The following is a 22,371-nucleotide window of genomic DNA, read 5'->3' as shown; positions in this document are numbered from 1 at the left end:
AAAAGGGAAAGGGGAGGTCAGGGCCGGGAGGCCCGCTTTCTGGAGGCGTAATCCTCCTGCTGGTCTTCCCCAGTGACGCCCACGGAGAAATAAGTGCTTTCCGGATGGGAGAAGACGAGGGCGCAGACGGAAGAAACGGGCTGCATCATCCATGTTTCCGTCAGGCTCATGCCCGCTTCCTCCCGGGCGTGGAGCAGGGTGAAGACGGTTTCCTTTTCCTGGTGGTCCGGCTGGCTGGGGTACCCGCAGGCAGGACGCACGCCGGACCCTTCCGGAATATTCCACAAAAGGCGCAGCTTGTCATGGGCGATGGCCGCGAAAGCCTCCACCAGGCGGTCCGCCAGAGAGCTGACCAGCAGGGCGCGGTAGGAGTCGTTTCTGGCTTCCCATTCCTTTGCCCAGCGGCGGGAGCCGTGGATGCTGACCGCCATGGCCCCCACGTAATCCCTGACGCCTTCGGGAGCAATGAAATCCGCCAGCGCCAGCCGGGGTTTCCCCTGTTTGTCCAGTTGCTGGCGCTGCGTCAGCAGCGTAGCCAGGGGAATGGTTCTGGATTCATCAGCCCAGACGGTGATGTCGTCATGGCTGGCTGTTGAATTGGCCGGGAAAATGCCTATGACGCCGCGCGCCTGGTAGCGGTTTTCCTTCACGGCCTGTTCCAGCAGGCGGAGGGCGTCCTGGTACAGCGCTGCGGCCGCCTCAGCCTTGGACGGGTCTTTGGTGCGGAACTCCCGGCGGGCGCGGTCCCATGTGCCGTGCAGCTCCCAGGCGTGGAAAAAAGGCGTCCAGTCCATGCGCTCGATAAGCTCCTGAACAGTTACGTAATAACGTGGGTCGTCACTGCAGCAGCCGCAGCTTACGGAGCTGTGCAGGCTGCCGATGGAAACCGGGCCAAGACGGGCGGGAACGGGGGGGAGATAGCCGCCTTCCGCTCCCTTCCAGCGCAATTCCCTGGCTTTCTCTAGGGGCAGGAGGTCCCGGGCGGGTTTGTTTTCATGATTGTTGCGCAATTCCTCCTGCCGGGCCTTCAGGGCGGCAATGTAGGAATCCTTTTTTTCTCCCACCAGGGAGGCGGCTGCGGGAACCACCTGGGAGGCATCCTCCGTATGCACCACGGCTCCTTGATAATGGGGGGCTATTTTCAGGGCCGTATGCAGGGCTGACGTCGTAGCTCCCCCCACCATCAGGGGAATGGTCATCCCCCGGCGTTCCATCTCCGCGGCTACATGGGACATCTCTTCCAGGGAAGGGGTGATCAGCCCGGAAAGCATCACCAGGTCCGCCTGTTCCGCTTCCGCCCGGTCCAGAATGGTATCGCAATGGACCATGACGCCCAGGTCAATCATTTCAAAACCATTGCAGCCCAACACCACGCCGACGATATTTTTGCCGATGTCATGCACGTCCCCCTTCACGGTGGCGATTACGGCTTTTCCCGCTTTGGCGGCTCCTTTGCTGTCCGCTTCTATATAGGGGGTGAGCCAGGCTACAGCCTGTTTCATGACGCGGGCGCTTTTCACCACCTGCGGCAGGAACATTTTGCCGTCCCCGAACAGTTGCCCGACGACCTTCATGCCGGCCATCAGAGGGCCTTCAATCACGTTCAGCGGAGACCCCAGCTCCTGAAAAGCCTCCTCCGTATCCGCGTCAACAAATTCGGTAATGCCCTTGATAAGAGAATATTCCAGACGTTTGGCAACGTCCTGCTCCCTCCAGGCCTGTACGGTTTTTTTCTCCTTTCCGTCTCCGGTTTTTTCCGCAGCCAGTTTTTCCGCGTAATCCGTCAGGCGTTCCGTGGCGTCCGTCCTCCGGTTCAGCAGAACGTCTTCAATCAGCTCCAGCCTGTCCTTGGGAATATTGTCGTACACCTCCAGCATCCCGGCATTCACGATGCACATGTCCAGACCCTGCTGCGTAGCGTGGTACAGGAAAGCGGAATGCATGGCTTCCCGCACCGGGTTGTTGCCGCGGAAAGCAAAGGAGACATTGGAAATGCCGCCGGAAATGTGGGCATGCGGCAGGTTCCGGGAGATCCAGCCTGCGGCCTTGAAGAAATCAAGAGCGTAATCGGCGTGTTCCGCAATGCCGGTGCCTACGGTCAGGACGTTCGGGTCAAAAATGATGTCTTCCGGAGGAAACTGCACCCGGTTTACCAGCAAGTCATAGGCCCGTCTGGAGATGCGGACGCGGTCCTCGTAATTGGCGGCCTGCCCCTGTTCGTCAAACGCCATGACCACGACCGCTGCGCCGTACTTTTTAATCAGCGCCGCTTTCTTCAGGAATTCTTCTTCCCCCTCCTTCAGAGAAATGGAATTCACGATTCCCTTGCCCTGCATGCATTGGAGCCCCGCTTCCAGCACCTCCCACTTGGAGGAATCCACCATGAAAGGAACGCGGGCGATATCCGGCTCTGCGGAAACAAGGTTCAGGAAGCGGACCATGGCCTGCGGCCCGTCGATCAGGCCGTCGTCAAAACAGAAATCCAATACCAGCGCGCCGTTTTCCACCTGCTGCCGGGCAATGGATACCGCTTCCTCGTAATTTCCTTCACGAATCAGGCGGGCGAATTTGGGGGAACCCGCCACATTGCAGCGTTCCCCGACAAAGAGGGTGTTTTTTTCCCGCGTATGGTTGTACGCTTCATATCCGGACAGGCGAAGCGCGGGCGTTTGGGGAGCCGGAACGCGCGGAGGCATTCCTTCCACGGCAGCCGCAATGGCGCCGATATGCTCCGGAGTGGTTCCGCAGCAGCCGCCCACGATGTTCAGCAGGCCCTGTTCCGCGTATTCCTTCATGAACCGGGCCATATCCGCCGGCAGAAGGTCGTAGCCGGTAGGGCTGAGCGGGTTGGGAAGCCCGGCATTCGCGTAAATGGACATGTGGCAATCTGCCAGTCCGGACAGTTCTTCCGCAAAGGGGCGCATCAGGTCCGGCCCCAGGGCGCAATTGATGCCTACGGAGAAGGGGCGAACGTGGCGGATGGAGTTCCAGAATGCTTCAATCGTCTGGCCGGACAGCGTGCGTCCGGCTTTGTCCGTCAGCGTTACGGATACCATGACCGGAACAGAGCTTTCCGGTTGTTCCTCAAAAATTTCTTCAATGGCGAACAGGGCTGCCTTGGCGTTCAGCGTGTCGAAAATCGTCTCCACCAGCAGCATGTCCACCCCCCCTTCCAGCAGGGCCAGCGCCTGATCCCGGTACGCCTGCCTGAGCTGGCGGAAATTCACGGCGCGGAAACCGGGATCATTCACGTCGGGGGACAGGGAACAGGTGACGGGCATGGGGCCGATGGACCCGGCCACCAGGCGGGGCTTGCCGTCTGCAGCTTCCGCTTCGTCGCATGCCTGCCGGGCCAGTGCGGCTGCCGCCAAATTCAATTCCCGGACAAGGGCCTTCAATTCGGGGGCGTCCACCACCTCTTGGAAATACTGCTGGTCCTTGTGGCTGCCTTCCTCCGGACGGTGCCAGAAATAATCATGCTGGCCGATGCTGGTAGCTCCGAAGGTGCAGGTTTCCAGAATATCCGTCCGTCCCGTGTCAAGAAAGCGGCGGTGAATATCAAGAATGATATCCGGCCTGGTCAGAACCAGAAGGTCGTTATTATTCTTTAAATCGTTGGGATAGCATTCCGCATCCGCAAAACGTTCTCCGCGGTAATCTCCCTCTCCCAGCCTGAATTTTTGGATATTGGTGCCCATGGCGCCATCCAGGATGACAACCCTTTTACGTAACTGGTCTTTCAGGTAATCAAGGCGTTCTGTTCTGGATGCTCTGCTCATATGGCGCGGAAAATCTACCGCCCGTCCGTCATTGGAACAAGGACAATTGTCGTCACGTTTTTCCCGTATTGCTCCGGGGAAATGGAAGGAACCTGTTTTCAAGGGAATGGAAAAGGTATGGGGATGATTTACGGAAAGTAAAAACGCCTGTGAAAATTTTATGTTTCATTCCGGATTTTCTGGAAGGATGGGAAATTTCCATTTTTTTATTCCGTTTCCGTATGTCCCTTTCCTGTTTCACGCTGTTCCCGGGAAAAAGAATGCGGGGACTGGAGAAAAAGGAAGAAAAATTATGAATAAAATGATAATAACATGTGTATAACTGGAATGACTATTTATGTTTCAATAGCGGAAAATTCATTCATGCCGAACATAGGGAAGGGATGAAAGCGTACTTTTTCAGTAACATTATTTGCTGGCAGGCATTCTGAATATTACCCGATAAAGAAACATTTTCTTTTCCAGAAATGAAGAGCGGATTTCTAATCCGCAACCTTCATCATGATAAAAAATTTTCAGGGAGAGAAGCTTTTCTCCTCTGAGAAGCAATGCTGGTCATTATGAATTCAAAGAGAAGGGAATCTTTGAAAACAAATGATTCCCGGATTTTGAAACGACATGAATAGCAAAAATTCCTTTTTCCTTCTTATACTTCACTTGAAAAAGAGAGAGGTTTTTTACTCCAAGATGGATAGCCCCGTGAAACATCGGGACTTTTTCTCAAAGCCTTTCCTTTCAAACTGGGAACTTGACCTCGGATTAGAAATCCGCTAGATTTGGATTCAGAAGGTGTTTTGGCATTTTTCTGTGTCAGGCCGCTTCAATTAACTACATGATATACGACGAGAAAAAACCGGGCTTCCCCGATGGAGGGAGGTCCGGTTTTTTTTCGTATTGGAAATGATTGATTGATGGAGTTTTATGGAAAATATCTATTTTCTCGTCGGCAAATTGATGATGTCTCCTCGGCGGGAAGGTAATCAAAAAACCTTTCAGTCCGCTTTGGCTGGGGATTGTTTTTTTTCTTCCGGCAAGATACCGGGCGGTATGAACAGCGCCGTGGCAGGAATGATGACAGGGGCGGGGATGCCCGGCCCGGACCAGGCGACGGACATATGGTCCGGGCCTCCATCCTCCTTGTGAATCACCTGAAGAAAATAAAACCGGTCAGCTTCCAGCTGGACAGGTTCGGAAGCCTGGTTGGGCTGGTTGCCCCAATTATGGATGTCGGAATATCCTTTGACGGTGGCGATGCAGGCCATGTCCTTCTGGGTGGCATCCTTGCCCAGCCATAACTCTGCGGAATCGTCGGAAGACAGGTAAAGGCGGTACTTCCCGCTTGCCGGGACTTTCAGCAGGGCGGAGTAACGGGCTCCGTACCTGTCTCCTTGGTTTTCCACATCCAGATGGCTGATCGTGCGGACATCCGGGGCCGCCGTTTCAAAAATCTTCCTGTGGGTCAGGTCCTTTACGGATGCCCCCGGAATGCCGAACCACAATTCCTGCACTACGCCGGGAGAAGGCTTTCCCTCCTCAGAAGAGCCGGAAGCTGTTTCCGTCAGCATGACACCGCACAGAAAGCTCAGGATGGGTAGAATAATGTTCATGGCCGGAGACTCCTTTCCTGCAACGACTACGGCAGGAACCAGGGCAACCTTTCAAAAACGGCGTCATTCCCGGGGTGCCTCCTGGTCATGGCCTCCGTCCTTCTGGCGGCTGGAACTGCTCCTCCAAATCATCCAGCCGATCAGGAATGCCAGAACGCCCAGTCCGGCGACTCTGCGGGGAGTGGAAATGCCGCTGTCCTCCGTCTGGGCCGGCGGTCCTTCCGCAACAGGAGTCTCCTGGGCGTGAACGAAACAGGACAGGGACAAAATTGCCAGAGCGCAGGCGAATATCATACGATGAATAAAAAGAGGACGTTTCATCATTTATGCAAAGGTAAAACAGGAATGAATCTCATTCAAACATATTTGTTCAGACTGTCCCTGTTTTCGTCTGTATGGGATTTGCAGTCCTTTCCGGATTCAGTATTTTCCGGAAAAAACATCCCGGGGCAATTTTTTTGTAGAAAAAGCTTGCATGCCCGCTTTGGAAATGATAATTTCTCCCCGTCCTCAACAGGACGCACCAAGACGAAAGTCAAAGGGGTATTAGCTCAGTTGGTAGAGCGCTTCAATGGCATTGAAGAGGTCAGCGGTTCGAACCCGCTATGCTCCACCAAATAAAGGCCTTAAAGCACAAACGCTTTAAGGCCTTTTCCATTTTGCCAGGCATGGATTAAAGAGCATGCTCATGAGGAATTGATCTATACCGGAAAGATTATCTTTATAGTCTTTACAAATTAGGTAAAACAGTTCCTGTTTTAAGAATATGGCAACTATCAGCAGACTTTTAAGAGAACTCGAAGCAGCGAGCAGAAGAGCGGCCCGTGAGGCCGCAAGGCAGGAAAAACTGGCCCTAAGGGAATTGGCTCTTCAGCAAAAACATGATGAATTAGTGAGAGCGCAAATGGAAGTCGAAAAATTTGAGGAGCGTATCAGCCAATTAACTACAATTCATCATGAAGTAGGCGATTCGTTTGACTGGGGGGAAATAGTTAATCAGCCCCCTCCGGCGTATCCGGTAAAAAACGATAAGGAAGAACGTATTGCTATGCAAAAACTTAGGATGTACAGGCCTAAGTTTTTCCACCGCATGTGCGGAAAAGTTGAAAAAATCAGATCCGATCTTGAACAAAAAGTCGTTCATGCGAAGCAAATGGATGAGTATAATTATCAAAAATCCATTGAGTGTTATGAGCTTAAATTCAGTCAGTGGTCGGCGCTTCATGAACTGGCGTTATCTATTAATCGGGGAGATACTTTAGCCTATCAGCAGGCTATTTTGGAAATTAACCCTTTGAATGAAATTCAGGAAATAGGATGCGAGATTCATTTTGCAATTCCTGATTCTGATACTGCTGTTATTTATTTGACGATAGATGGAGAGGTTGTTGTTCCCAAACAGATTAAGACCCTTACTGCCAGGGGCAAGTTAAGCGTGAAAAATATGCCCCGGACCAGGTTTTGTGAGCTGTATCAAGACTACGTATGTGGATGTGCTTTAAGAATTGCCCGTGAATTATTTTCATTCTTGCCGCTTTCAAGGGTGGCAGTGCATGTTCAAACGGATGTATTGGATCAGGCCACTGGGCATATGGTGCAACAGACCATTTTGTCAGTGTGTATGCCTCGTGCTATTCTTTCTCAAATTAATTTTAAGGCTGCCGATCCTTCAGAGGCCATGAGCCTTTTCCCTCACCGCATGGGCTTTAAAAAAACAAAGGGCTTTATTGGAATAAAACCGTTGTCGGAGTGGGAAATGCGGTCGTTTTAATTATAAAAAAGCCTTTTCTCCCAGCAGCAAATATCTCCGGGTTCTACTTGGAAAATGGGGTGGGGAAGAATGGAGGCCGTTTGCTGCAGCAGGGAATATTGCCGGGGGGACCTTTCCTTGAGCTTGTCCAGAAGATGAAGGAATTCGTATTCGAGCTGTTTATCCGGCAGGAGAAGGGCAGGGGGACGGTTTTCGCAGGGAGAAATTTTGCTTAAATCAAAATTGTAGCCTCTGCGGATGGATTCGTCATGGACGGTTTTCAGGTAGAAATCCAGGACATGAATGGGGTTTCCCGTCTCCCGGAAGCGGAAAAGCTGAGGATGATGGATATATCCTTTTGTCTGCCCCTGCAAAACTTTGCGTGCCAGGAGGCCTTCCCTCCACAGGGCAACCAGGCCGACAGCATCCAGGTAAGAGGGGTGGAGTGACCAGAGTCTCATGTTTTTTGGACTCAGAAAGGCTGCCTTTTGTTGTTTTGAATTATGCAGCCGGCAAAAAACGGGGAGTTGGGAGGGGCAGCCTTTTGTGTGGAAGGGGCCATTCGTTTTCCAGCCGGTTTTTCATCTGAAGGAGATACGGAATCTTTCCCTTTGCGGGGATTATGGAAAGGGGGAGAGAGTTTCCTATTTATCGGCCAGGCAGTTTTTTCAGACAACGGATTCTGTTACCGGTGAACAAGGTGCCGGGAGGGCAGTTGTTACATAAGTATTGGCTGTTGGAGACATTTGCCCCTGTCAGGCCAGGGATATTTCTCCGGGAATGCGGTCCTCCTCCGGTTCGGGAAAAGATGCGGAGCGGACGGGAACCGTTTCTACAGCGGAAGATTGTTCGGTTCTGGTATTGATGGCTTCCAGAATCAGTTCCACCGTGCGTTCCAGGCCGTAATCGGACGTGTTGACGCACAAGTCGTAGAGGCGTGCATTGCCCAGTTCCTGCCCGGTGTAGTGCAGGCAGTGGGTGCGGCGGCGGGAGTCCATGATGTCCATGGCCCGGGCTGCCCCGCCAGGTTCTACCCCATAGTTTTCAATAACGCGCTGCATGCGCGTGGTCCGGTCCGCATGAAGGAAAACACTGAACAGGTTGGGTCTCCCTTTCAGGATGAAGTTGGCGCAGCGGCCCACGATGACGCATGCCTGACTGGCCGTAATGTCCCGGATGACTTTGCTCTGTGCCAGGAAGGTGGCGTCTTCAGGGGGCATTTCCTCCGCCGTGTAGGCATAGTTCTGGGCGTAAAGTTCGTGCAGGAAGCGGCTGGAAAGCTGTTGTTCGTGCTTGCGGATGTAGTCCGGAGTGAGGCCGCTCCGGGAGGCTGTGAGGTACACCAGTTCCGAGTCGTAGAATCGGATGCCCAGCTTTTCCGCCAGCATTTTCCCGATGGCATGGCCGCCGGAACCGTATTCCCGGTCAATGGAAATGACCAGAGGGGCGTCCGGAGCATAAGCGGCCGTTTGTGCCAGCGGAGGAAGCTCGCTTGCTGCTCCGGGGCGCGCCAGCCGTTCCAGGAGCCTGTCCGGCCAGAAGACGTGCCTGTTGAAAAAACGGACGATCATTCCCACCAGGACGGCGGCCACCACGGTTCCTTCCCGTATGCCTGTCAGTCCGGGCAGGAAGATGAGGGAACAGGACAGTCCGATGCAGACGAGCGTGCAGTCCATCCCGGTTTTTACGGCTCCGAATTCCCATTTGAAGAGTTTGACGAAGGCCAGGCTCATGCCTTCCCCTGCCAGAAGAACGGAATCCGCCTTAACCTGAAGAAAGACGCCGAACCCGATGACCACGCAGCTGAACAGGCAGAGAATAACGGACCACAGGTATCCGTCCGGTTCCAGAGGCGCCATGATCCACATGGAAAAGTCCGTCAGAAAGCCGAAGATAAAAGCTATGGGAATCTGGAGCAGATGCGCCGGACGGAATTGCCTTTTCAGCAGGGCCGCCTGCACGGCCACAAAGCTCAGGTGCATGAGGATGGTGACGGTCCCCATGGTTAGAGGGAATGCCAGGCTGAGCACATAGGGCGTGCAGGAGATGGGGGAGACTCCCAGGTCAGCCTTGGTGGACAAAGCGATGCCCAGAGACATGATGAAGAGCGCAGCAATCAGGACGGAGCAGCGCAGGACATGTTCTCCAAGGCTTCTCCGGACACGATAATCTTCCATGATACCGGATGTTATCTTTTCTGCCAGCGGCAAGTCAAGGGTTCTGAGGAAATGAGGCGTTTTTTCCTTTTTCTTTTTCGCCGTCCTCCGTTTCTGAAATTCTCCGCTGTGAACGGGCTGCACTGGGGGAACGGCGTTGCTGTCCTTACCGCTCTTTCAGAGAAATTCCCGTTTCCGTTCCAATTTTTCATGGGTCCGTTGGGGGGCTCGGCCTTGTCAAAGGAAGGCTTTTTTTCTATGTTACCGGGACGTTCCCTTTTCAAGTTTATGTCCAAAAAGAAGGAGGCAAAGACAAATGCCATGCGCCTGCTGGATGCGCTGCATATCCCGTACAGGCATTATTCCTATGAATGCCGCGAGTTTGTGGATGCGCGGCATACGGCGGAAGCACTGAACCTGGAGGAGGAGAAAATGTACAAGACGCTGGTAACGGAGGGAGCTCCTCGGCAGTATTACGTGTTCGTGATACCCATAGGCGCGGAGCTTTCCTTGAAAAAGGCTGCCCGCACCGTGGGAGAAAAGGCTCTTTCCATGCTTCCGGTGAAGGATATTACCGCCGTGACGGGGTATGTGCGCGGCGGCTGCACGGCTTTGGGGATGAAAAGGAAATACCCTGCTGTAATTGATGCCAGCGCGGAGGCCCTGCCGGAAATGGTGGTGAGCGGCGGACGCCTGGGGAGCCAGATTGAGTTGAATCCTGTGGATTTATGCCGCGCGGCAGAGGGTATTTTTGCGGATGTGGCGGATATTCCCGTTTCATGATGAACATCCCGGTTCCGGAAATGCGTAGAGAAGAGGGCAAAAAGCTTTTCCCGGAGGTCTTTTCCCTGTATTTTTTGTTGCGTTTCATCTTCCGTCGCCATGAGTAGCCGTTCTACATTCCGTCCCTGTCTGGTTCCGCTCCATGCTATTTCGGAAGATTCTGGCACGCCGGCGTCTCTTTTCAGGGGCAGAGGCTTTCGAATGTTGTACATTCAGGCGAGTTCTCCCTGTTCTTCCGTGCGGAATGGTTTTCTGCCGGACGAACATGCCGTTTTTTGGATGAATGAACGGATGGAGGACGCCGGCTTATGAGAAGAAAAGACAGGGAAGTAACCCGGCATGGGGATTTGCTGGGAATGATCGCCCGGTTTAAGGTGTGCCGCCTGGGGCTGTGGGACGGCAGGGAGGTGTATGTAGTTCCTCTCAACTTCGGTTATGAAGAAAAAAATGGTTCCCTGAGCCTGTTTTTCCACTGCGCCAGGGAAGGAAGAAAGCTGGATATCCTGCAAAACCGTCCGGAGGTTTCTTTTGAAATGGATGGGGATCATGTGTTGCTGGAGGGGGATATGCCGTGCCGGTACAGTTACGCCTACGGCTGCGTCATGGGGCGTGGCGTCGTCGAATTTCTCCGGGAGGATGAGGAAAAGATGCATGCCTTGCGCCGCATCATGCTGCACCAGACGGGCAGGGATGCGGATTTTACCCCCGGCATGGTCCGTTCCGTATGTGTTCTGCGTCTTAAGGTGGAGGCCATCAGCGCCAAACTTCATGCGTGCCCGGAACCTCCTCCCTCCCGTTGATGGATCTTTTTATGACCGGAGAAATGGCGCCCCTGTTTGTCCGTTGGAGCCTGCCGCACTGGGCTGCCCTGGGCATCGTGGCCCTGGCCGCAGGGGGGCTCCTGTGGGGATGCCGGCGGCTCCGGATGGAGAGCCGTTTGCTTGTGGGAAAGATTCTGGGAGGGGTTTTCCTGTTGACGTTTCTGATGGAAACATTCGGCCGCATCGTCAGAGAACATTGGGAACCCTGGCAGGACAGGCTTCCGCTGCATTTTTGCAGTCTGATGACGCTGGTCTGTTTTATTGCCCTGTGGTTCCGCACGCCCTGGGCATGCGCCGTGGCGTATTTCGGCGTGCTGACGGCGAGCGTCCAGGGACTGATTACACCCATGCTTCACGACGGTTTTCCCTCCGCCGCCTTTTTCGCCTTTTTCGTTGGGCACGGGCTTTTATTGATTTCCGCCCTTTACCTTCCCGCCGTCCTGCAATGGCGCGCGCGGCCGTGGGACGACATGCGGGCTCTGGGTTTGTGCGACGCCTACCTGGTTTTGATTATTCCGGTGAATATCTGGCTGGATACGAATTACGGTTTTACCCGGTATGCCCCGGCTGGAACTGTTCTGGAATATTTCGGTTCCGCTCCGTGGTATTTGCTGACGCTTCAGATTCCGGCCCTGGTTCTTTTGCGGCTGTTGTACCTGACTGTCCGCGTCAGGAAGAAATAAAAGGGTCTCTTCTGCGGGAATGATGATTACTGCGGAAATGGGGGAAGAGGCCTGATCCGTTATTTCAGCGTTTTCAGGTCTTCCTTCGTAAACAGGTGGATATCTTTTTCCCGCGCATGGCGTATTTTTTCCGCCCATTCCGCATCCGCCAGCAGGGCGCGGCCTACGGCAATCAGGTCAAATTCCCCTGCTTTCAGCCGTTCCACCAGAGGTTCCACACTGGCGGCCTCCGCTTCCGGCCCCCCGTCAAAGGCATTCGTAAAATCTCCCTTAAGCCCCACGGAGCCGACGGAGATCGTGGGCTTTCCGGTAAGCTTCCTGGTCCAGCCGGCCAGATTGAGGCGGGTACCTTCAAACTCCGGTTCCCAAAACCGGCGCGTGGAACAGTCAAAGATATCCACGCCCGCATCCGTCAGCGGAGCCAGAAAAGCTTCCAGTTCCATGGGGGTATACGCCAGCTTGGCGTTATAATGGACTGTTTTCCATTGGGAGAAGCGGAAGATGATGGGGAACTGGCTGCCCACTGCCTTGCGGACGGCATGGATGATGCGGCTGGCAAAACGGGTCCGGCCTACCAGGTCGCCTCCGTATTCGTCCGTGCGCCTGTTGGTCTCCTTCCAGAAAAACTGGTCAATCAGGTAGCCGTGCGCTCCATGCAGTTCCACACCGTCAAAACCCAGCCGCTTGGCGTCCGCAGCCGCCCTCGCAAAAGCATTGATAACCTCCTCAATTTTAGCGATGCTCATCGGTTCCGCCGTCTGTTCCAGCGTGTTTACGTCAATTCCGGAAGGGCCGATGGGCGGCAACTCCGGATTGGGCAGGTTTTCTCCCTTGAAGGGCCGGGCCATGCCCACATGCCAGAGTTGCGGGGCTATTTTACAATCCGTGGTGTGGACGGCTTCCAGCACCTTTTTCCATCCCCGCAGGGAAGCGCCCCCGAAGAAATTGGGATAGTTGGAGGAAGGCGAGGCGCTGGGCTCGTCAATGAAAGTGCCCTCCGTGATGATGAGCCCTACTTCATGTCTGGCCCGCCTTTTGTAATAAGCGGCTACCTGGTCCGTGGGAACCCCGTTGGGAGAAAATCCCCGGGTCATGGCCGGAAGGACGATGCGGGTGGGAGTGCTGAGCTTGCGTGAGTGGAAGGGCTGGAACAGGATTTCCATGTCCCTGATCTTGAGTTCGTCCTGTGCATTCATAAAGGTGAAAAACGTTATCTCTGAAGCGGCCGGGCATGGGAACCGGAACCGCACGGGAGTGAGACACCTTCCAGTCTTGTCCCGTTCATCCCTGATGCCGGGGGCTGGGGTGGAATCATTGGATGCGCCGTTTTTCCCTGCTGCCTGCCGGAAGGGACAGGAAGTTCCGGAGCAGCGCTTCTCCGTCCGGCGTCAGGATGGATTCCGGATGGAACTGAATGCCGTAAAGGGGGAGGTGCCTGTGGCGGATGGCCTGCACGTTTTTCCCGGAATCCCTCGCCGTGACAATCAGCTCCGCCGGCCAGGGAAAAGCGGCAAGGCGCCAGGAATGGTAAAGCGCGGCAGGAAATTGCTCCGGCAATCCTTCCAGGAGGGGACACTGCTCCGTCCTGCATATGACTTCCCGCGCTCCGTGAAGGGGGCGGGAAAGGTGTTCCAGACGGGCTCCGAAGCGCACGCCCAGGATCTGATGCCCCAGGCATACGCCCAGCACCGGGGTAAAGCGGGGCAGGCGGTCCAGAAGACGGAAGGTGGCCCGGTGGCAGGCATCCTCCACCGTTCCCGGACCGGGAGACAGGATAAGCTTTTCCCCCGCCTGAACCGCCTGTTCCAGTTCCGGGGATTCATTGGAAACCACGCGCGGAACGGCCATTCCCGTCATTCTGACGAGTTCCGCAAGATTCCAGGTGAAGGAATCCCGGTGGTCGATGATCCAGACGTTCGGTTGACTCATGGCGCGCACATGATAGAGTAATTCCCGACAATGTACACACGGGAACAGACCATCAGCCGCATGAATGCCCTGGGCCGTGCGGAGTGTCCGTTCTTTTTTGTCATCTCCCATGATATGGGCCATAACCTGCTGTTTGAACCTTCGGAAACGGAGGGGGAGCGCATGGCTGCTTTTTCCCTGCCGCTGGGCACGATGGGAAATCAGGACGGCGGCCCTCCGCTTCCGGAACGGCTGCGGTTCATTCCATCCCCCCATCCCGTGTCCCGGTATGCGGCATCCTTCGCCTCCGTCCGGAACCATCTGATGAGGGGGGATTCCTACCTGCTGAATTTATGCGTGTCCACCCCCGTGGAAACCAACCTGACGCTGCGCCATCTGTTCCGGTTTGCCCGCGCGCCTTACCGGATGCTGCTGGGGCCGGACGCGCGGATTTCCGGAGTGCACGGCCGCGGCTGCGTCTGCTTTTCTCCGGAACCGTTTGTCACGGTGCGCGGCCGCTCCATTTCCACGTTTCCCATGAAGGGAACGGTTCCGTCCGCTACGCAGGAAGCGCGCCGCTGGCTGGAAACGGATGAAAAGGAGAATAGGGAATCCGCCACCATTGTGGATCTGATGCGCAATGATCTTTCCATGGTGGCAACCGGCGTGAGGGTGAAGCGTTACCGCTATATCAGCCCTGTAGAAACGTCCAAAGGGCCTATTCTTCAATGCAGTTCCGAGATTTCCGGGCTGTTGCCGGAAAACTGGCGTTCCCGCCTGGGGGAAATCCTTCTGAAGCTGCTTCCTGCCGGGAGCGTGACCGGAGCGCCCAAGGAAGCCACCTGCCGGGCCATCGCGGAAGCGGAGGATATGGAGAGGGGGTTTTATACCGGAATTTTCGGCTTTTTCAACGGGCGGGATTTGGATTCCGCCGTCTCCATCCGCTTCATGGAGGAGGATGAACGGGGAATGGTATACAAGAGCGGTGGAGGAATTACCGTCATGAGCCGGATGGAAGAGGAATACCAGGAAGCTGTTGCCAAAGTTTATGTGCCGTTTGATTTTTGAAACCGTTAAATGGGAGAATGGCGCTCCCTGTCTGCTTCCCTGGCACCAGCGGAGGATGGAGGCCGCCATCGGCGTTCATGGTTCGGACGGAGCTTCCGTCCCCGATCTGGCTTCCGTTCTTTCGGACTGTCCCGGCCCGGAGGGCCGTGGTGTTTACAAATGCCATATCACGTATGATACGCGGGGAAGGGTGCGCCGCACCTCCTTTGAGCCCTACCGTCCCCGGCAGGTGAAGACGCTGACGTGTGTGGAAATGCCCGGGCTGGATTACTCATGCAAGTGGGAGGATCGGACAGGGCTTCTGGCGGCAGGGGCGGCGTTGGGCTGTGACGAAGAAGCGCTGATTCTCCGGAACGGGATGGTGACGGATACGCGGTACAGCAACGTGGTGTTCGGGGACGGGTCTTTCTGGGTTACTCCGGAAACTTTCCTGCTCCCGGGAACCAAGCGCGCCTTCCTGCTGTCCCGCGGAGACATTCAGGAATGTTCCGTAAGAGCGGAAGATATAGGCAAATTCCGCTTCTGTTCCCTGATTAATTCCATGCTGGATCCCGGCGATGTGGTGGTGCGGACGGAGGATATTATCCTGTGTTGAGGGTGGAAAACGGATAGATTGTTTTATCCGGAACCCTCTGAATTTTGGTATTGAGGGCATAAAAAAGCGGCCGTTCCATGGATATGGAATGACCGCCTGACGCCTTCTTAAATGGCGCCGCAGTAGTGGGCGCAGCACCACATGGCGCGGGGATGGTGGAAGAAGGATTTCCAGAGGCTCCCCTTGAGGGTGTTAGCCCTGGAACCGTCCTTGTTCAGATAGCCGAACCAGTCGCCATGCTGAACGTCCTGGAAGTGGGAGAAAGCCCAGTTGCGCACCATGTCGTGACGGATGGCATAGCGTTCTTCCCCTGTGAGCTTGTAGGCGAGCGTCATGGCGATGAGCGCTTCATCATGCGGCCACCAGAACTTCATGTTGTGCCAGTATTCCTGAACGGGTTTGTTGTACACGTCCGTGTAGTACAGCATGCCGCCGTTTTCCTTGTCCCAGCCGCGGGCGAATGCCCAGTCGATCATGTCGCAGCCCACCTTGATGAGTTCGGGGTCATTGCCGCGATGGCGGGCTTCTTCCAGCACGAACCACCCACCCTCCGTAGTGTGGCCGGGGTTCAGGGTGCGTTCGTCGAAGTGGTCGATGATGGAACCGTCCGTTCCCACCACTTCCATGACTGCCTGGATGTCAGGTTTCATGAACAGGGTGCGGAGGTCGTTGATGCAGCGGTCTGTCCAGCCGGTATAGAAGCCGTCGTCATCTTCCAGGTACTTGCGCATTTCCTGAGCTGTGTTCAGGGTAATCATGCGGGTGCCCAGACCGGTCGTAGGGCGTTCCCCGGTGAATTTGGGAACCATTTTGCCGGGAGTGAAGCAGTTGTCCGTGAAGATGTCGAACCAGTGGCGGGCTTCACGGGCGGAATCCCGGCTGCCGGTCGCCCTGGCGTGCGCTGCAAAGGCGATGGCGGCGAAAGATTCGCTGTAGGCGTAGCGGCGTTTGCGGATGGGGGTGCCGTCGGCAGCCACATGAAAGAACATGCGGCCGTCCGCCGGGTCAACGCACTTGGTTTTCAGGAATTCCAAGGCGCTTTCCGCCCATTTGAGCCAGTCCGTATTCTTTTCGATGCTGTTGTACATTGTCAGCAGCATCCATGCCATGCGGCCCTGGGCCCAGACGGATTTGTCGGAGTCCACCAGCGTGCCGTCTGCGTCAAAGCAGTGGTAAAGACCACCGTTTTTTTCGTCGTAGGCGCGGGGGAACCAGAACGGCAGAACGTCTTCCAGAAGCTGGCGGCGGTAGAACTTGCCCAAAGAGGGCATATCAAGAGTTGCAGCCATGTCAGTCAGGTTCCGGGGTTCAGTTTAAAGCCCACTGGAAGAAGCCGATGCCTTCCAGTTCGGAACGGAGTTCCTTCAGCTGATCTGCGGTCGGGTTGCCCTGCGGAAGTCGGGCGGGGCCAAGATCGACGCCCAGCCAGCCCATCAGAGCCTTGGCGCAGCCCATATAGCCCTTGGAGGCCAGGATATTGATCATCTGAACGGATTTCCACTGGCAGTCGCGCGCCGTTTCCACATCGCCTTCCGCAAAGGCTTTCATGAGTTTCTGGTACAGGGCCGGAGCAAAGTTGAAGGAGCTCCCCACAGCGCCCTTGGCCCCCACGGAAAGGGCGCTCGTAAACCATTCGTCCACACCCCAGGGAATATCCACGGTCTCGTCGTAATTCAGCGTGGTCTGGTACAGGGCCAGATCCGGATTGGTGAATTTGATGCCTGCGAAATTTGGAATCTGTTCCTTGGCCAGCCTGATGAAATCCACCGGATTGAAGCGTACGCCCGTCAGCACGGGGATATCGTAGTAATAATAGGGCAGGTCGGGAGCGCCGGAGGCGGCGAAGGCGCAGCATTCCACCAGGCGCTGAACAGTGCCGGGCTTGTAGTAGGACGGGGCCAGGGAACTGGTGGCCACGAATCCGCATTCCTGGGCAAAAGAGGCCAGTTCCCGGGCGTCCCAGACGCTGTTGGAACCGGTATGGGCGATAACTTCCACGCCATGCTTGGCGGAGGCTTCCTTCCAGGCAGAATAGATTTCCTTGCGTTCTTCAAGCTGCATGGAGGAGGATTCCCCGGTGCTGCCGGTAATGAAAGCAAGCTTGATGCCCTGGGAGGCAAGCAACTTGGCCTGGGCGTCAACGCTGGAAGGGTTCAGGGAACCGTCCGCCTTGAACGGAGTGTGTACGGCGGCCACCAGGCCGTGGAGTTTCAATGACGTGTCCATATTATGTAGTGATATGAAAATAATTCGGGGTGATGATTGCAAATCATCTTGGGAAAGACAATCCCTGAATCTTTCTGAATAAAAAAAGACCACATAAAAAAATGCGCGTTTCTGCGGCGGGGATGAGCGCTGATGCAGAGAATGATTCAAAACGCTGACGGACAGTCTATTGGTTCATGACGTGATGCATGGTTTCTGCCGGTGATTTGGCATGTTCCGGCAAGCAATTCTCTTCATAGCACCAGATTTCCGCACCATCCGGCTTCCGGGGAGAACTCATCGGCATTTTGTGATGCCGTGAAGATAGAACATTGCACGGCACAGGAAGCCGTTTTTTTAGAAGTGCGGCGCTCTTGATGGGGACGGCAGGATGGTTCCGCCGCAGAACGCCTTTCCTTAATTCCTTAATCCTTCCCATGCAGGGAGGGCACGGGAGCCCTGGCCGGGAGGGTGTACAGTTTTTCAATGTCGTCCAAGTAGCGGGAAACAGGGGTATTGGCCGGCTGTTCCTGTTCCCGGAGGATTTTCACGGCTGCCGCGTAGGAAGCGAATGTCTTGCCGGTTCCGGACCGCGTGTTGATTTCATACCAGTCCATATAGTCCCGGACGCGGCGGGCGGTTTTCATGGAAAGGTTTCTTATTTCCCGAAGCTGGCTGATTTTGGGGACGGCTTCCCGGCTGTTGACTTTCCCTGTTTGCATCAGGGCCACCAGCTTGGCATATTCTACAATGACGGGCCGGTATGAAGGAAAGGAACGCCTGCTGAGGTTGAGCAGGCTGCCAGCCACGTTGGAAAGCTGCCTGTTCAGATCCGGCAGGGAACGGGCCTGTTCCAGGTCATCCAGGGGAAATGTGACGGTGGTGCGGGTATCCGGATCATACTTGACCAGGGTAAGGGCTTCCTGGAGATGACGTTCCGTTTCCGTAATCGTGAGAGTTTCCGTCAGGGGAGGCGTCGCCATGCGGGAAAGCTGAAGCGTCCACCATTTATGGAGGGAAGTGGGGGTCAGGCTGAGCTGCGGAAAATGGCGTTTGATGAGGTTTCTGGGATCGTCATTGCCCAGAATAGCCTGGTCCAGAAGCTGTTTCATTCCTTCCGGACCGTTTTCCTGGTTCAGCAGGCAAAGCACCAGGGCTCCACAGGAAGTTTGATAGGCCGCGTAAGAGGTCGCATCCAGTTCCTTTTCCGGTTCCCGGCAATTCAGGATTTCTTCCGGAGTCATAATTCCGGACTGCTGGAACAGGGTGGAATACATGGCACGGTCAGCTTCATTATTGTGCCACAGAACAGCCTGTTCCAACCCGGCAATCAGCCAGGGGGGCAGCGTGACGTTGTCCGGCAGGCCTTCCGGGTCCACTGTGCGCAGCATCATTTCATAAAGCAGGGTGGAGACGATGGCGCGGCGCAGGCTGTCCTGGTTGATGCCGTGGCCCAGATGAATGAAAATGCTATAGGAGAGGGTATTGCCTACAATGACGGTTTGCATGCGGACGGGGTTGGCCGGAACGGGGCTTCCCGGCTCTCCTACCAGGCGGATGTTGATGCCGTTTTTCCATTCGTCAGGCTGCTTGAGGACTTTTAGCAGCGCGGTGCGTATGGCATCCGCCCGGGTGGCGATGGCCCCGGCCAGCAGGGAGTCCATCCCGGTGACGTGGAATTGCTTGGAGGTGGAAACGCTGGTGAACGGCTGCCTTTTGGCGGGCTGTTCCTCCGCTCCGGCGGCGGTCCTTGCCGAAGGTGAAGGGGGAACGACGGGGTTTACATTGGAACTGCCCTGCAATACTGGACGGTCCGAGGCGTCATCAATAAAATCCGCATCCTGGACGGATGCTGATTCTTCTTCCGTCTGCCGCACTTCCGCGGAAGAATCATTGCCAGGCTCCTTTCGTTCCTGTCCCCGGCCGGCAGGGAGCAGAAGAAGAGCCGTCAACAGAAAGACGCATGTTCCCCTGAATTTCATCAACGGAAAAAGTTAGTCGAATTGTTCCGCCAGACAGCTGAAATCCTCTTCCGCGCGACCTTCCCGGCACAGCCTCCCCATGATGGAGGAAACCAGGGCGGCAACAGGCGGGTGGATTCCTTTTTCTGCGGCAAGTTCCTGAGCGTAAATACTGTCTTTCCTCATGTTGTCCAGGGAGAAATGGGTGGAAAAGTCACGCTTTGCCATCAGGGGCAGCTTAAATGCAGCCAGAGGGGAGGCGATGACGTTCCGGGAAATGGCCTGGCCCAGCATTTCCGGGGAAATGCCGTACGCCTGGGAGATGGCCAGGGCTTCGCTCAAACTCTGCACCATGGTGGCGGAGACCATGTTGGTAACCAGTTTGACGACGGTGCCGGCTCCGATGCCGCCCAGGTGCAGGATGTCCCGGGAACTGTGCTCCAGCACGGGGCGTATGCGGTCCAGTGTGGTGGAATCCGTGCCAACGTAGTAAACCAGTTCCCCTTTTTCCGCGGGCAAACGGGAGCCGGTGAACGGGCAATCCACATACGTGCAGCCGATGGCGGAACTCATCAGGGAGAGTTTGCCGACGGTCGCCAGGTCAATGGTTGAATGGTTCAGAATGATATGCTCCGGTGTCAGAGCCCCTCTCATTTGTTCAAACACTTCCAGACAGGCATTCCTGTCTTTCAGGTAGAGCTGGATAACTTTGGAAGCGCGTGCCGCATCCGCCGGGGTAGGAACCGCTTCCGGAAAATCTTCCCGCGGAGTTCTGTTCCAGACGGTGACCTTGTCGCCCATTCCGGCCATATGGCGTGCAATCCGTGAGCCAATGAGGCCCAGTCCTAAAATGGAAACGTGATACATGGCTTTATTTAGTGGGAAAGGGAAGAATTCCATCAGGAACCGATTCGGAAACGGCTTTTCCTGCGCGGAGGTTCCTGCTTTTCCGGCTTGGGCGTTTCCGTTGCGGCAGTTGCGGCTTCTGCCGGAGGTTGTGCGGATGCCGCCGCAGGGGCAGTTTCCCTCATTTGGGCTGCCAGAGAGATGGGGTCGGTTTCCGGACGGTGGCTGACGACGACCTGTTTGGGACCGGCGGACGGCTTTTCCTGCGCATTCGGATCCTCCGCCACATGAGCAGGCACTTCATTGGCGTCGTGGGGAATGGCAGACGGATCGCTTATTGCCGCGGCCAGCTGGGGGCCGTCCTCTTTTGCGGCGGAGGCGGGATTCTGGTCCGCAGCCTGTTTTTTGCGGGGAAGGGTGGTGGTTCCGGTAATGGCAAGCTCCAGGTCGGAATCCGGCAAGCCTCCGCAGCGGATGGCTGCATCATAGCTTTTGCGTGCCTGCGCCGTGCGGCCCAGCCGGGAATAGGTCCAGGCCAGGTTGAAGTGCGCGTCCGGTGATTCCGGCTGGATTTTCAGGGCGTTTTCAAAGTGGGCCACCGCTTTTTCATAGTTCCCGGCGCTGGTTTCCAGGTTGCCCAGGTAAAGCAGGGCGGGAGCGTTGGCCGGATCCAGCCTGACCGTTTCCGTCAGGGAGGCGATGGCGTGGTGGTCTTCCCCGGCGCGGTATTGGGCCACCCCCATCATGAACCATGCGGGGGAGGAGGAGGCGTCCAGTTCCGTGGCTTTTTTCAGAAATTTGATGGCTTCCTCCGCCTTGTTGCGCTGAAGCAGAATGGTCCCCAGATTGACCAGGGCCGGAACGTGAGCCGGCTGGAAGTCCAGCAAAGTCCGGTACAGCTGTTCTGCGGCGGCATAGCGTTTTTTGGCGAAGGCTTCTGCGGCGCCTTGCCCCAGGGCTTCCGCCTCCAGCTTCCGGCGTACCGTGGCTTCCATGCTCCGGTTCAGCGCTTTTTCCTGGTCCGGAGTAATGGTTCCGGCGGAGATGGCGGCCAGGCGGGCCTGTTCGGCGGAACGGCTTTTCAGTTCTTCCATCTGCCGGGTGAGTTCCTCCACCTGAATGTTTTTCTGTTCCAGGGCCTTCTGGGCCCGCGCCAGGGCTTCCGCCTGTTTCTTGTCGTTTCTGGCGGATTTGTCCGCTTTGGTCTTCATCTGACTGCGCGCCAGTTCCAAATCCCGAGCAAGCTGGGCGGCCTTGCCGCGTTCCGCAGAGAGGGCCTGTGCCAGCTTGTTGATTTTTTCCTTCTGCTGATCCGTCAGGGGAACATTGATATTGTTATCCCTGGCAATGGCGTTGACAATTTGTTTTTCCGCAGGAGTGAGCTTGATGGCTTCTTCATTGTCCATCAGGGAGGCTATTTCCGCCGTGTCCGGATTTTCCTGATGCAGCCGCTTATAAGTGCTGATGAGCAGGGAGCGGCTCTGGTCCTGCACGGAAAGTATGCGGAGCTGCTTGGCGATGGTGGAGCGCAGCAGCTGGTTTTCTTCCAGAAGAAGCGGGCTTTTTTCCGGATTGGCCTCCAGCTTGGACAGTTCCACATCCGCATTGATGAGCTTGGTATTCAACTCTGTGATGCGTTTGCGGTAGCCGATGTTTTCATCCCGGATGGCAATCAGTTTCTGTTTCAGGTCTGCGGATTCCTCACGCGCCTCTTCCAACGCTTTCAGGTTGGCTTTCCGCTGTTCTTCGGAATCGGATTTGGCTGTTTCCAGAGCGGCGATTTTGTCCTGGGCATCCTTGAGCTGGGCCGCCAGCGTCAGGTTGCGGTCCAACAGGTTTTTTGTTTTGTCCGGGCTGTTGAGCTCCACCAGGGCCGCCAATTGGTCCCGGTCTTTCTGAAGGGCGTTTTTCTCATCCGTCACTTTGTCCAGCTTGTCCTGGTACTCCTTGAGCTGCAGCTGAAGATCGGCGATCTGCGCCAGATAACGGGCTTTGTCCTGGCTGAGGGAGGTGACATTTTGTTCCAGTTCCTCCACTCTCCTGGTGAGAGTCTGAATAAGCTTGTTGCTGGTCTTTCTTTCATCCTCCATCTGCTTTTTGACCTTGAGCAATTCATCTCGGTAAACGGATTCTCCGGCGGATGCCACGGCCAGTTTTGCCAGAATCTCCTCCTGCTCCCGGCGGGTGCGCTTGAGAGCCTGGATCAGAG

General features: G+C 55.7%; 18 protein-coding genes and 1 tRNA gene. 7 read left to right on the top strand and 12 right to left on the bottom strand.

The genetic code is table 11. The annotated features are described in order from the left end of the window. Positions 1–17: 17 nt before the first annotated feature. The 3 genes from metH to WW58_RS06460 all read right to left on the bottom strand — a co-directional run bounded on the left by metH (position 18) and on the right by WW58_RS06460 (position 5,710). A complete protein-coding gene (metH, locus tag WW58_RS06475) occupies positions 18–3,779 on the bottom strand; it encodes a methionine synthase (RefSeq protein ID WP_046436300.1) in 3,762 nt (1,253 codons plus the stop codon). A 992-nt stretch (positions 3,780–4,771) separates the two neighbouring features. Further along, a complete protein-coding gene (locus WW58_RS06465) occupies positions 4,772–5,386 on the bottom strand; it encodes a PA14 domain-containing protein (protein ID WP_012420987.1) in 615 nt (204 codons plus the stop codon). 63 nt (positions 5,387–5,449) lie between these two features. Further along, positions 5,450–5,710: a hypothetical protein gene (locus WW58_RS06460; RefSeq protein WP_288143423.1), complete on the bottom strand. Its 261-nt coding sequence runs from the start codon at positions 5,708–5,710 to the stop codon at positions 5,450–5,452. Positions 5,711–5,926: 216 nt separating this feature from the next. Between WW58_RS06460 and WW58_RS06455 the strand changes: the two genes are divergently transcribed. Both WW58_RS06455 and WW58_RS06450 read left to right on the top strand, forming a co-directional pair. Beyond that, a tRNA-Ala gene (locus WW58_RS06455) sits at positions 5,927–6,002 on the top strand. 150 nt (positions 6,003–6,152) lie between these two features. Continuing rightward, complete coding sequence (locus tag WW58_RS06450) at positions 6,153–7,157, top strand: hypothetical protein (protein WP_046436294.1); 1,005 nt, start codon at positions 6,153–6,155, stop codon at positions 7,155–7,157. Here WW58_RS06450 and WW58_RS06445 read toward each other — a convergent pair. Next, positions 7,154–7,597 carry a pyrimidine dimer DNA glycosylase/endonuclease V gene (locus WW58_RS06445; protein WP_046436292.1) on the bottom strand — a complete coding sequence of 148 codons (444 nt, stop codon included), beginning with the start codon at positions 7,595–7,597 and terminating at the stop codon, positions 7,154–7,156. The genes WW58_RS06450 and WW58_RS06445 overlap by 4 nt on opposite strands. Before the next feature lie 294 nt (positions 7,598–7,891). Then, positions 7,892–9,313, bottom strand: coding sequence for a cytidylate kinase family protein (locus WW58_RS06440; RefSeq protein ID WP_046436290.1), 1,422 nt, complete (start codon positions 9,311–9,313; stop codon positions 7,892–7,894). A gap of 267 nt (positions 9,314–9,580) precedes the next feature. Between WW58_RS06440 and ybaK the strand changes: the two genes are divergently transcribed. The 3 genes from ybaK (at position 9,581) to WW58_RS06425 (ending at position 11,579) form a co-directional block, all read left to right on the top strand. Further along, positions 9,581–10,075, top strand: a complete 495-nt coding sequence (gene ybaK, locus WW58_RS06435) for a Cys-tRNA(Pro) deacylase (protein WP_046436375.1) — start codon at positions 9,581–9,583, stop codon at positions 10,073–10,075. Positions 10,076–10,383: 308 nt separating this feature from the next. Beyond that, a complete protein-coding gene (locus tag WW58_RS06430) occupies positions 10,384–10,875 on the top strand; it encodes a pyridoxamine 5'-phosphate oxidase family protein (protein WP_046436288.1) in 492 nt (163 codons plus the stop codon). Then, entirely contained in the window at positions 10,875–11,579 is a 705-nt protein-coding gene (locus WW58_RS06425; protein ID WP_046436286.1) for a YwaF family protein, read from the top strand. The genes WW58_RS06430 and WW58_RS06425 overlap by 1 nt, the downstream gene beginning before the upstream one ends. A gap of 59 nt (positions 11,580–11,638) precedes the next feature. Here the strand turns inward: WW58_RS06425 and WW58_RS06420 are convergent, their stop codons facing one another. Both WW58_RS06420 and WW58_RS06415 read right to left on the bottom strand, forming a co-directional pair. Further along, positions 11,639–12,775: an NADH:flavin oxidoreductase gene (locus tag WW58_RS06420; protein WP_042449258.1), complete on the bottom strand. Its 1,137-nt coding sequence runs from the start codon at positions 12,773–12,775 to the stop codon at positions 11,639–11,641. A 115-nt stretch (positions 12,776–12,890) separates the two neighbouring features. Then, a complete protein-coding gene (locus WW58_RS06415) occupies positions 12,891–13,508 on the bottom strand; it encodes an anthranilate synthase component II (protein ID WP_046436284.1) in 618 nt (205 codons plus the stop codon). A 30-nt stretch (positions 13,509–13,538) separates the two neighbouring features. Here WW58_RS06415 and WW58_RS06410 point away from each other — a divergent pair, with 30 nt between their 5' ends. Beyond that, complete coding sequence (locus WW58_RS06410) at positions 13,539–14,555, top strand: aminodeoxychorismate synthase component I (protein WP_012420976.1); 1,017 nt, start codon at positions 13,539–13,541, stop codon at positions 14,553–14,555. Continuing rightward, entirely contained in the window at positions 14,536–15,150 is a 615-nt protein-coding gene (locus tag WW58_RS06405) for an aminotransferase class IV (protein WP_012420975.1), read from the top strand. The genes WW58_RS06410 and WW58_RS06405 overlap by 20 nt, the downstream gene beginning before the upstream one ends. Before the next feature lie 107 nt (positions 15,151–15,257). Here the strand turns inward: WW58_RS06405 and WW58_RS06400 are convergent, their stop codons facing one another. The 5 genes from WW58_RS06400 to WW58_RS06380 all read right to left on the bottom strand — a co-directional run. Then, positions 15,258–16,439: an AGE family epimerase/isomerase gene (locus WW58_RS06400; protein ID WP_012420974.1), complete on the bottom strand. Its 1,182-nt coding sequence runs from the start codon at positions 16,437–16,439 to the stop codon at positions 15,258–15,260. Between the two features lie 19 nt (positions 16,440–16,458). Next, entirely contained in the window at positions 16,459–17,376 is a 918-nt protein-coding gene (locus WW58_RS06395; RefSeq protein WP_046436282.1) for a dihydrodipicolinate synthase family protein, read from the bottom strand. Positions 17,377–17,780: 404 nt separating this feature from the next. Then, entirely contained in the window at positions 17,781–19,337 is a 1,557-nt protein-coding gene (locus WW58_RS06390) for a hypothetical protein (RefSeq protein WP_012420972.1), read from the bottom strand. Positions 19,338–19,349: 12 nt separating this feature from the next. Continuing rightward, on the bottom strand, positions 19,350–20,183 hold the full coding sequence (locus tag WW58_RS06385; RefSeq protein ID WP_180975773.1) for an NAD(P)-dependent oxidoreductase: 834 nt from the start codon (positions 20,181–20,183) through the stop codon (positions 19,350–19,352). A 32-nt stretch (positions 20,184–20,215) separates the two neighbouring features. Next, positions 20,216–22,371: tetratricopeptide repeat protein (locus tag WW58_RS06380; RefSeq protein ID WP_046436278.1), on the bottom strand; the 2,156-nt coding region annotated here is incomplete at its 5' end.

The sequence above is a fragment of the Akkermansia sp. UNK.MGS-1 genome, from assembly GCF_000980515.1.
GTDB lineage: Bacteria > Verrucomicrobiota > Verrucomicrobiia > Verrucomicrobiales > Akkermansiaceae > Akkermansia > Akkermansia muciniphila.
This window is presented reverse-complemented; position numbering and strand designations above follow the sequence as displayed.